The following is an 11,889-nucleotide window of genomic DNA, read 5'->3' on the forward strand; positions in this document are numbered from 1 at the left end:
CTTTCTTTCTGACTGGAGGATTATTAATGGCTGCGAAAATTACTGCTGCTCAAGTTAAAGAATTACGTGATAAGACAAGTGTCGGTATGATGGATGCTAAGAAAGCTTTAGTATCTGCTGACGGAGATATGCAAAAAGCTATCGATGAACTTCGTGAAAAGGGTATTGCCAAAGCTGCTAAGAAGGGTGACCGTATTGCTGCTGAAGGTTTAGCTCACATCGAAATTTCAGGAAACAAAGCTGCTGTTATTGAGGTTAACTCAGAAACAGACTTCGTTTCATCAAACGACAAGTTCAAAGCTCTCGTAAATGAGATCGGTAAGGCTATCGTTGAAAACGAACCAAAAGATATGGACGAAGCATTAGCTCTTAAAGTATCAGAAGGTACAATTCAAGATGCTGTTACAGGTCTTACAGCCGTTATTGGTGAAAAGATCACTTTGAGACGTTTCAAAGTGCTCGACAAGACTGACTCACAAGTATTTGGTTCATACCTACACAACGGTGGCTTGATTGCTGCTGTTACAATTCTTGATGGTTCAGACGAAGAAGCTGCTAAAGACGTTGCTATGCACGTTGCAGCTATCAACCCACGTTACATCGACCGTGACCACGTTCCTAGTGATGTTCTTGAACATGAAAAGGAAGTCTTCACAGAAGAAACAAAGGCTGAAGGTAAACCTGAAAAGATCATTCCTCGTATCGTTGAAGGACGTGTTAACAAGTTCCTTTCAGAAATCAGTTTAGCAGATCAAGAATTTGTTAAAGATTCTGACATGACAGTTCAACAATTTGTTGAATCAAAAAACTCAAAACTTGTTGATTACGTACGCTTCGAAGTCGGAGAAGGTATTGAAAAGAAACAAGAAGACTTCGCTGAAGAAGTTAAAAACCAAATGAAATAATCATTTTGTTATGGAGGGGATCGCTTAATTCGATAGAATTGAGCGATCCCTTTTGTTTTATCGTGATTTATTAGGATATAACGTGAAATATGCTTTAATCCGCTCTAAAATTAATGTAAAATATACGGTTGGTAAACTTAAATAATCTAGTATGTTAAAATATTAAATAGTAAAATTAAAGGAGTGCACTTATGCCTGACATTAAATATAATCGAGTTATTTTAAAGGTTTCTGGAGAAGCATTAGCCGGTGAAAAAGGATTCGGGATCAACCCACCTGTTATCAAGCAAGTTTCAGAACAAATCAAGAGTATCCATGAATTAGGTGTTGAAATTGCCATCGTCTGTGGTGGCGGAAACATCTGGCGTGGTGAAACTGGTGCTGAAATGGGAATGGATCGTGCTCAAGCTGATTACATGGGTATGATGGCTACTGTTATGAACGGACTTGCTCTTCAAGATGGTTTGGAACAACTAGACGTACCTACACGTGTTCAAACATCAATTGAAATGCGCCAAGTCGCTGAACCATACATTAGAAGAAGAGCTGTTAGACACCTCGAAAAGGGACGTGTAGTCATTTTTGCCGGTGGTACAGGTAATCCTTACTTCTCAACTGATACAACTGCTGTATTACGTGCAGCTGAAATCGAAGCCGACGTTATTTTAATGGCTAAGAACAACGTTGACGGTGTTTATTCTGCTGATCCTAAGAAGGACCCAGAAGCTAAGAAATACGATGAATTGTCACAACTTGATATTATTAACAAGAACTTAGGTGTAATGGATTCAACTGCTTCATCATTATCAATGGACAACAATATTCCATTGATCGTCTTTAACTTGAACAAAGCCGAGAACATCAGAAAAGTCGTTCAAGGTGAAAATATTGGAACAATCATAAAGGGTGGTACAAAATAAATGGCTGAAAATATTGCGATTACAACATCAAAAGAAAAAATGAACAGCTCTATTGAAGTATTAAACCGTGAATTGGCTAACATTCGTGCAGGTAAGGCAAATGCTTCAATTCTGAACAACGTAAAGGTTGAATATTACGGAACTTTAGTACCATTGAATCAAGTTGCTTCAATCAACATTCCGGAAGCACGTGTGCTCCTGATCTCACCTTATGATAAGACAGCACTTGATGCTATCGAACACGCCATCAACTCATCAGACTTGGGCTTAAACCCAGCTAATGATGGTGATGTAATTCGCTTGGTTATCCCACAACTTACTGGTGAACGTAGAAAAGAAATCGCTAAGCAAGTGGGTAAAGAAGCTGAAGATGCACGTGTTGCTGTCAGAAACGTCCGTCGTGAAGGAATGGATTCAATTAAGAAACAACTCAAGAATAGTGATATTACTGAAGACGCATTCCACGACATTGAAGATCAAATTCAAAAGGTTACAGATAAAGCTGTTGAAAACATCAACAAGTTAGCAGAAGCCAAAGAAAAGGAAATCACTGAAGGATAGTCCTTCAGAACGATCGTGTTATGACAGAAAATAAAATTGATGGGCAAAATAAGAATTTGCGAGTGCCAAATCATATTGCCATCATCATGGATGGTAATGGTCGTTGGGCTAAGCGTAGTGGACAACCACGGATAGCTGGTCATAAAGAAGGCATGAACAACGTTAAACGAATCGCCACTACCGCAAGCAATTTGGGCGTAAAAGTGTTAAGTTTATATGCATTTTCGACAGAGAACTGGAAGAGACCTAGTACTGAAGTCAATTTCTTAATGAAACTGCCAGTCGACTTTTTCTCAGTTTTCATGCCTGATTTGATCAAAGAGAATATCCGTGTCGTTATTACCGGTTTTAAAGACGATCTGCCCGCAAAGACGAAAAGAGTCGTCGATAAAGCGATGGAAGACACCAAGGATAATACCGGAATGATCTTGAACTTCGCCTTTAATTATGGAGGTCGTGCCGAAATTTTAAATGCGACTAAAATAATTGCTGAGAAAGCCCTGGCAGGTGAGATCACACCTGATCAAATCGATGAAAAAGCTTTTTCCGATGAATTATTTACTAACATTTTAGGTGATTACGCTGATCCAGATCTTTTGATCAGAACTAGTGGAGAAGAGCGGATTTCTAACTTCTTATTGTGGCAAATGGCGTATACTGAAATGGTATTTGATGATGCATACTGGCCAGATTTCACATCTGATGATTTGGTCAATGATATTAAGATTTTCAATGACAGGGACCGTCGATTCGGTACTGTTTAATTTGGGGGAAAATTATGAAACAACGTGTAATTACTGCTGTCATTGCACTAGCAATTTTTATACCGATCCTTTTAGCTGGTGGCATTTGGCTTGAGGTCGCTGCAGCTGCATTGGCAATGGTAGGTGTTTTTGAGATTTATATTATGCGTAAGCGTATAATAGTGTCAATCGACTTCATTATTACTATTTTGGGTACCTTAGCATTAGCAGTCCCGTTGAATTTCTACAAAGGTTGGATGCCAACCGGATTCAGTCGCTTAGATATTTTGTATATCTTCGTCGTCTTGCTATTGATGGTAACCGTCTTTACTAAGAATAAATTTAACTTTGAAGATGCTGCCATTTCTGCCATCACCATGGTGTATGTCGGAATTGGTTTTCATTATTTGGCATCAGTTCGAAACTCCAGAGCCGGTTTAGGTCTTTTGTTATTTGCATTGATCGTCGTTTGGTCAACTGATATTTTTGCCTATACATTTGGTAGAAAAATCGGTAAACACAAGTTATGGCCTGCAATTAGCCCTAACAAAACCTGGGAAGGTACAATTGCCGGAATAATTTGTGCTCTTATTTTTTCAGGGATCTACATGATTTTTGTCCCTCAAAAATATCCAATGATCGATATGCTCATGATTGCATTCGTTCTTTCGATCTTTGGTCAAATTGGTGATTTAATAGAATCGGCTTACAAACGATTTTATAAAGTCAAAGACTCAGGTAACATTTTGCCAGGCCACGGTGGTATTTTGGATAGATTCGATAGCATGTTAATTGTTTTACCAATGTTACACATATTTGGTTTAGTCTAATCGCTTCGTGGAGGTTAAAATGACCGCGATAATAACATTTATAATTGTTTTTGGTATTCTGGTGATCGTTCATGAATTTGGACATTACATCGCTGCCAAAAAGTCAGGAATTTTAGTGCGCGAGTTTTCGGTCGGAATGGGCCCTAAAATCGTTGCTTACCGCAAAAATAGTACAACTTATACATTGAGACTTTTACCACTTGGTGGCTATGTCAGAATGGCCGGGTCACAAGATGATGACTCCGAGATCAAGCCTGGTACTATGTCTTCTTTAGTCATAGACGATAATCGAAAAGTGACTAAAATCATTATTTCCAGCAAAGTTTACGACGCTAATGGTGTACCAGTTCAGATATCAAAAGCTGACTTAGTAGATGATTTGTTCATCGAAGGTTATGAAAATGGCGACGAGTCTGAAACGAAACGCTTTGAGGTCGATCACGATGCAACTATCGTTGAAGAAGATGGTACCGAGGTGCAAATTGCCCCTCGTGACGTTCAACTTCAATCAGTTTCCGTTTGGAAACGAATGATCACAAATTTTGCTGGACCTTTTAATAACTTCGTTTTAGCAATCGTTCTTTCGATACTCGCCGCATTTATGATGAGTGGCGGTGTTTTGACTAATACTAACCAACTGGGAGAGATCCAACACAATAGTGTGGCTCAAAAAGCTGGTTTGAAGCAAAACGATACAATTACCGCTGTTAATGGTAAAAAGACGGATAATTGGACAGAATTGATCACAGCAATCCAAGCTCGTCCTGGCAAGAAAACTACTTTAACTGTGAAACATGGTGACAAGACTAAGGAAGTCAGTGTTGTTCCTAAATCAGTCAAGAGTAGTGGTCAAACCTACGGTATGATCGGTGTAGCAGCACAGTTAGATAATTCGGTCGCTGCTAAATTGAAATATGGATTCACTTCTAGTTTCCAAACTACTCAAGCAATCTTTACTCAATTAGGGAAGATGCTGACTGGAGGATTTAATATTAACCAGCTGGCTGGTCCCGTTGGTATTTACTCAATGACGTCACAAGCTTCATCACTGGGGATCGTATATGTAATTCAATTTATGGCTATGTTGTCACTTAACTTAGGGATCGTAAACTTGATTCCTATTCCAGCCCTTGATGGTGGAAAAATCGTGATGAATATAGTTGAAGCAATCAGACGTAAGCCAATTCCAGAAGAATACGAAACTGTAATTTCGCTGATTGGCGTGGGGATTTTAGTATTATTAATGGTTGCAGTTACTTGGAACGATATTCAAAGATTCTTTATTAAATAGGGGGTACTACCGAAAATGAAACAATCTCGAATGTACATTCCAACTTTAAAACAAATACCTTCTGATGCTGAGGCCGTTAGCCATCAACTGATGCTACGTGCTGGTTATATCAGACAAGTTTCCGCAGGTGCATACGCACTTTTGCCGTTAGCTTGGGATGTTATTTTAAAGATCGAAAACATCATCCGTAAAGAGATGAAAAAAATCGATGCCGTTGAAATGATGATGCCAGCTTTGATACCGGCGGATTTGTGGAAAGAAAGCGGCCGCTTTAAAACTTACGGTGAAAATTTGTTTAAGTTTGAAGATAGACATGATCGAGAATTCATTTTGGGACCGACCCATGAAGAAACTTTTACTAGTGTAATTAAAGAACAGCTAAATAGTTACAAGAAATTACCAATGGTCTTGTATGAACTACAACCTAAATATCGTGACGAAGATCGTCCTAGATATGGACTGCTTCGTTGTCGCGAATTTTATATGAAGGATGCTTATTCATTTGCTGCAAATGCAGAACAGACGGATGTCATCTTTAATCAAATGGAGACAGCATACAAGAATATTTTCGATGCATGTAAGCTAGATTATCGGACGATAATTGGAAATGCTGGTCCGATGGGTGGAACTGATTCAAAAGAATTTTCAGTTGTCGCCGGCATCGGTGAGGATACAATTGTTTTTTCAGATGATAGTAATTATTCGGCTAACTTGGAAATGGCTACTAGTAAGATCGAACAAGTTCCCTCGGAGAAACATTTGCCAATGGAAGAAGTTTCAACTCCGGATGCACATACGATTGATGCCTTAGCTAAATTTTTGCAGATCGAACCTAACAAGATAATGAAAGCTGTCGCCGTCATGGCTGACGAACAACCAGTCTTAGTCATGATCCGTGGTGATTATCAAGTTAATAGTATTAAGCTACGAAATGTTTTGAACGTTAATTTGGTTGAAGAGGCAACTCCAGATGAGGTGAGAAAGGTCTTCGGAAGTGCTCCAGGATTTATTTCACCATATGGGATCGCAGATGATGTCAAAGTCATTTTCGATAGCTCTCTGGAAGGTTTAGATAACTTTGTGATAGGTGCAAACAAAGATGATAAGCATTTGATCAACGCTAATTTTGAAGATGTCGTTGAAGGTCCTGTTGAATTTAATGATGTTCGTGTCGTTAAAGAAGGGGAAGTATCTCCTGATGGACACGGTCATTTAGAATTCACTAAGGGTATTGAAATTGGTCACATTTTTAAGTTAGGAACGAGATTTTCTAACTCATTAGGAGCCAATTTCATCGATGAAGATGGCAAATCTAAACCATTATTAATGGGAAGTTATGGTATTGGAATTTCACGATTGCTTTCTGCTATAATTGAACAACACAATGATGAAAACGGCATAGTTTGGCCTGCTAAACTAAGTCCATTTCAAGTTCATGTTGTACCGATTAAATATAGCAATGATGATCAACACAAGCTTAGCGACGAGGTAGTTCAATTACTTCAAGATGAAGGATTCGATGTCTTATTAGATGATCGAAATGAACGTGCCGGAGTTAAGTTTGCTGATTCCGACTTAATGGGATTCCCAATTAGAATTACTGTGGGTAAGAAAGCAGTAGATTCAATCGTTGAACTGAAGTTACGTAAGACTGGTGAGACGATTGAAGTCAACAAAGACGAATTAGTTAATTCGGTAAAAATTTTGCTTAAGAATCAGTAATGAGGCTTAAGCTTTTTTTATTCACGAAAGGTATTTTTTATGTCAGATAACAAAGATTTATTTCAAATTCTGATCGAACAGATTAAATTAAACAACATCTTACCAAACAGCCATTCGTTTGATGATGCTAAATTGAACAAAGTTGAAGTCCATAAGAAGTCACAACGGTGGACTTTCTTTTTTGAGTTCAGCAATATTTTGCCATTTCAAGAATTTCAGATTTTTAAGCAAGCCTTAACAGAAGGTTTTAAAGATATTAAGGCGGTTGATTTTCAAATTGATGTCAAAGACGCCCCATTAGATGAAAACTTGATCAAAGATTATTGGCAATTCGTATTGAGTACAGCTCAATTGAATTCACCAGTGGTCTCACAATTGTTGCAGCAAAATCCACCACATTTGGAAAACGGTCAAGTATTTTTATCGGTCTCAAATAAATTCATGGCTGACTTTATGGATGGGGATATTTGTGAGGGAATTCAAAACGAATATAGTAATTTAGGATTTCCACCATTCAAGATCCGTTGCAATGTTGACGAAGCTAAATCACAAGCTAAGATGGAAGCCTTGAAAATTGCTAATGCTGAAAAGGAAAAAGCTTTCCAAGATAAGGCTAAAGTCGTGATCGAAAAAAAAGCTAAGAAGGCTTCGACTAGCAATGTCCAGCGTCTAGGAAAGAAAATTGCCGACGATGCACCGATCACATCAATGGTCGATATTATCGAAGAAGATCGAAACAAAGTTGTTGAAGGTTATATTTTTGATAAAGACGTTCGCAAACTTAAATCAGGTCGTTCGTTGATGATCTTGAAGGTTACTGATTATAGTTCATCATTTAGTATTAAGAAGTTTTCTAACGGTGATGATGATGAGGTCTTTTTCGAAGACTTGGATAAGGGTGCTTGGATCCGTGTTCGTGGAAACGTACAAGAGGATACCTTTTCTCGTGAATTGGTAATTATGGCAAACGATATTAATTTGATCAAGCATGAATCTCGTCAAGATACAGCTCCTGAAGATAACAAGCGGATCGAACTCCACGCCCATACTAATATGAGCCAGATGGATGCTATTCCTAGTCCTACGGCTTTGATCAAACGTGCCAGTGACTGGGGACAGTCAGCTATTGCGATCACAGATCATCGTGCCTTACAAGCCTTCCCGGAGGCATATTCAGCTGGTCAAAAATTCGGTGTCAAGATCGGCTACGGTGTCGAGATTGACTTAGTCGATGAAGGTAATCCGATTGCATACAATTTGCGCGACGAAGCGCTTGAAGGTGCAGAATACGTTATTTTTGATACTGAGACTACCGGTCTTTCAGCGGTTTACGATTCGATCATCGAAATCGGAGCCACGAAGATGAAAGACGGGGAAGTTATTGCTCGTTTTGATAAATTTATCAATCCAGGTCATCCATTGTCAGAAGTTACTACTAATTTGACGAGTATTACTGATGACATGGTCAAGGATGCTCCCGATGAAAAAGTCATCATCAATGAATTCATGGACTTTATCGGGGACGATATCTTGGTCGGACACAATGTGACTTTCGATATGGGATTCATGAATGCTGCTTTGACTCGAATCGGTCGGGAACGCTTATCGATGCCTGTGATCGATACGTTGGAATTGTCAAGGACACTTCATTCTGAGTATCGAAACCATAAACTTGATTCGTTGGCTAAACGTTACAATATCGTCTTGGAACATCACCATCGAGCCGATTCCGATGCGGAAACTACTGGATATTTGATGTACAAGCTTTTCGAAGAATTAGAAGCTAAGTTTTCCACTAATAATGTCTCACAATTGAATGACAATGTTGGTGGTGAGGATGCATATAAGCAAGCTCGTCCGAGCCATGCAATTTTGATTGCAAAAACCCAAGCTGGCTTGAAGAATCTTTTTAAGATCGTGTCATATTCAATGACGCAATACTTTTATCGAACAGCGCGCGTACCTCGTCGATTATTGAACAAATACCGTGAAGGTATTGTCGTTGGTTCGGCCTGCAAAGATGGTGAAGTCTTCAATACCATGATGCAAAAAGGTTACGACGTAACTCGTGAAATCGCACAATACTACGATTACTTGGAAGTTATGCCAAAAGCTGTTTACCAACATTTGATCGACATTAAGATCATCCGTGATGAGACAGCTTTGGAAGAGATCATTGCTAATATCGTTAAATTAGGTAAAGAGATCAACAAGCCGGTTGTTGCTACTGGGGATGTTCATTACTTAGATGAAACCGACAAGGTTTATCGAGATATCGTTATTAAAGCTGTTAAGAGTAATCCACTTGCTCGACAAGAATTACCAGATGTGCAATTTAGAACGACCAATGAAATGTTTGATGCTTTTTCCTTTTTAGATGATGAAACTGAACAAGAGATCATCGTTGATAATCCAAAGAAGATCATGGATGGTATCGAAGAGATCTCACCAGTTAAAGATCGTCTTTATACTCCGAAAATGGATGGGGCAGAAGATGAGATCCGTAACTTAACACTCAATAAGGCTCATGAATTATACGGGGATCCACTTCCAGATATCGTTCAAGAGCGAATGGACAAAGAGCTTAAGAGTATTATCGGTAATGGATTCTCGGTTATTTATTTGATTTCTCAACGACTAGTTTATAAATCGAATAAAGATGGATACTTAGTTGGTAGTCGTGGTTCCGTTGGTTCAAGTTTCGTTGCTACTATGACCGGTATTACTGAGGTTAATCCATTGGCGCCACATTACCGTTGCCCTAAATGTAAGTATTCAGAATTCTTTACCAAAGGTGAAGTGGGATCTGGATTCGACTTGCCCGATAAAAAATGTCCTGAATGTGGAACCGAGTTGTTAAAAGATGGTCAAGATATTCCTTTCGAAACTTTCTTAGGTTTCAAGGGTGACAAGGTTCCCGATATCGATTTGAACTTCTCAGGTGACTACCAACCGGTAGCTCACAACTATACTAAAGTCTTGTTCGGTGAGGATCACGTGTTTAGAGCTGGTACTATCGGAACTATTGCCGACAGAACAGCCTTTGGATACGTGAAAAATTACGAAGAATTGACCGGACAACAATTGCGTAATGCCGAAGAAGAACGACTAGCCGTTGGTTCTACTGGTGTAAAAAGAACTACTGGACAGCATCCGGCCGGTATTATCGTAGTTCCTGATTACATGGATATTTTTGATTTCACACCGATCCAATATCCGGCTGATGATCAAAATGCTGCCTGGAAAACGACTCACTTTGATTTCCACTCGATCCATGATAATATCTTGAAACTCGATATCTTGGGACATGATGATCCAACCATGATCCGGACACTCCAAGATTTGTCGGGGATCGACCCATTGACGATCCCAGTTGACGATCCTGAAGTTATGTCTTTGTTCTCAGGAACAGAAGCATTAGGAGTAACACCAGAACAAATTTTTTCAAAGACTGGAACTTTAGGTGTTCCTGAATTTGGTACTAGATTTGTTCGTGGGATGCTTGAAAAAACTCATCCAACGACTTTTGCCGAATTGCTGCAAATATCTGGTTTGTCCCATGGTACTGATGTTTGGTTAGGAAATGCTGAAGAATTGATCGACCAAGGCGTTGTTACTTTGAAGGATGTTATTGGTTGTCGTGATAATATCATGATGGATTTGATCCACTATGGTATGGATTCACAGATTTCCTTCCAAATTATGGAGCACGTTCGTAAGGGTAGAGGTATTCCTGACGAATGGAAGCAAGCGATGAAAGATGCCGATGTACCTGATTGGTACATTCAATCTTGTCTAAAGATCAAGTATATGTTCCCTAAGGCCCATGCTACAGCTTATATTTTGATGGCTCTACGGATCGCCTACTTTAAAGTTCACTATCCACTTTATTATTACAGTGCCTACATGTCAGTTCGGGCTGATGATTACAACTTAGTTGCGATGACCAGTGGAAAAGAAGCCGTTAAGAATGCCATGAAAGAAATCACTGATAAAGGAATGGACGCTTCTACTAAAGAGAAGAACTTGTTGACTGTTTTGGAAATGGCTAACGAATGTTTGGAGCGTGGATTTAATATTAAGATGGTAGATATTGAAAAGTCTGATGCGTTTGAATTCCAAATCGTTGACGACCATACTTTATTAGCTCCATTTAATGCAATTCCTGGGCTAGGTGACAACGTTGCAAAACAAATCGTTGCTGCCCGTGAGGAACAACCATTCTTATCGAAAGAAGACCTTTCTAATCGTGGAAAAGTCTCGAAGACGATCATCGAATACATGTCAGAGAATCATGTTTTAGATGGAATGCCTGATGAAAACCAATTATCGTTGTTTTAGTTGATTTAATCGGATTATTATGGTAAATTATACTTTAGTTAATTACCGTGAACGAGTGAGCAGAAATGCTCACTCTTTTTATTGCCGATTACTATGGAGGGTGAATTTGAACAACAAAACTGATGAATTAAAAGCCATTTTACAACCAATATTAGAGAAACATAACTTTTTTCTAGTGGATTTGGAATTTGTTCATGAGCGTGGTGACTGGTACTTGAGAGTTTACGCTGATAAAAAAGGCGGCATCACGATCGATGATTGCGCCGTTATTAGTGAAGAATATGGGGAAAAATTAGATGAACTAGATCCAATCGATCCAGCTTATTATTTAGAAGTTTCTTCTCCGGGTGCAGAACGTCCCTTAACGAATGACGAAGATTTAAGTAATTATGAAGGTGCATATGTTAATGTTTCCCTTTACCAAAAGGTAGATGGAGAAAAGGTTTATGAAGGTCAACTCGATTCAATTACTGATGATCAAATAACGATGACTTATAAAGTTAAGAACATTAAGAAGCAAGTAACGATCGAACGAGATAAGATTGCCAAGATCCGTCTTGCGATTGAATTCTAAGG

At 38.9% G+C, this 11,889-nt stretch carries 9 protein-coding genes; all 9 read left to right on the forward strand.

The window, feature by feature from the left end; genetic code table 11:
• Positions 1-26 precede the first annotated feature (26 nt).
• The 9 genes from tsf to rimP all read left to right on the forward strand — a co-directional run bounded on the left by tsf (position 27) and on the right by rimP (position 11,887).
• Positions 27-905: a translation elongation factor Ts gene (gene tsf / locus EKM69_RS03475; protein ID WP_125708176.1), complete on the forward strand. Its 879-nt coding sequence runs from the start codon at positions 27-29 to the stop codon at positions 903-905.
• 191 nt (positions 906-1,096) lie between these two features.
• The gene (pyrH, locus tag EKM69_RS03480) at positions 1,097-1,825 is read left to right on the forward strand and encodes a UMP kinase (protein ID WP_125708178.1); all 729 of its coding nucleotides are present in this window, start codon (positions 1,097-1,099) and stop codon (positions 1,823-1,825) included.
• Positions 1,826-2,386 (forward strand): ribosome recycling factor, encoded by a 561-nt coding sequence (gene frr / locus EKM69_RS03485; protein ID WP_125708180.1) that lies wholly within the window; start codon positions 1,826-1,828, stop codon positions 2,384-2,386. It begins immediately after the preceding gene.
• 20 nt (positions 2,387-2,406) lie between these two features.
• Positions 2,407-3,150: an isoprenyl transferase gene (locus tag EKM69_RS03490; RefSeq protein ID WP_125708182.1), complete on the forward strand. Its 744-nt coding sequence runs from the start codon at positions 2,407-2,409 to the stop codon at positions 3,148-3,150.
• A gap of 14 nt (positions 3,151-3,164) precedes the next feature.
• Positions 3,165-3,959, forward strand: a complete 795-nt coding sequence (locus EKM69_RS03495; RefSeq protein ID WP_125708184.1) for a phosphatidate cytidylyltransferase — start codon at positions 3,165-3,167, stop codon at positions 3,957-3,959.
• A 19-nt stretch (positions 3,960-3,978) separates the two neighbouring features.
• A complete protein-coding gene (gene rseP, locus EKM69_RS03500; protein WP_125708186.1) occupies positions 3,979-5,250 on the forward strand; it encodes an RIP metalloprotease RseP in 1,272 nt (423 codons plus the stop codon).
• 15 nt (positions 5,251-5,265) lie between these two features.
• Positions 5,266-6,972, forward strand: coding sequence for a proline--tRNA ligase (locus EKM69_RS03505; RefSeq protein ID WP_125708188.1), 1,707 nt, complete (start codon positions 5,266-5,268; stop codon positions 6,970-6,972).
• Positions 6,973-7,011: 39 nt separating this feature from the next.
• Positions 7,012-11,313, forward strand: a complete 4,302-nt coding sequence (locus tag EKM69_RS03510; RefSeq protein ID WP_125708190.1) for a PolC-type DNA polymerase III — start codon at positions 7,012-7,014, stop codon at positions 11,311-11,313.
• A gap of 106 nt (positions 11,314-11,419) precedes the next feature.
• The gene (gene rimP, locus EKM69_RS03515; protein WP_125708191.1) at positions 11,420-11,887 is read left to right on the forward strand and encodes a ribosome maturation factor RimP; all 468 of its coding nucleotides are present in this window, start codon (positions 11,420-11,422) and stop codon (positions 11,885-11,887) included.
• Positions 11,888-11,889: the final 2 nt, after the last annotated feature.

The sequence above is a fragment of the Companilactobacillus zhongbaensis genome, from assembly GCF_003946515.1.
Lineage (GTDB): Bacteria > Bacillota > Bacilli > Lactobacillales > Lactobacillaceae > Companilactobacillus > Companilactobacillus zhongbaensis.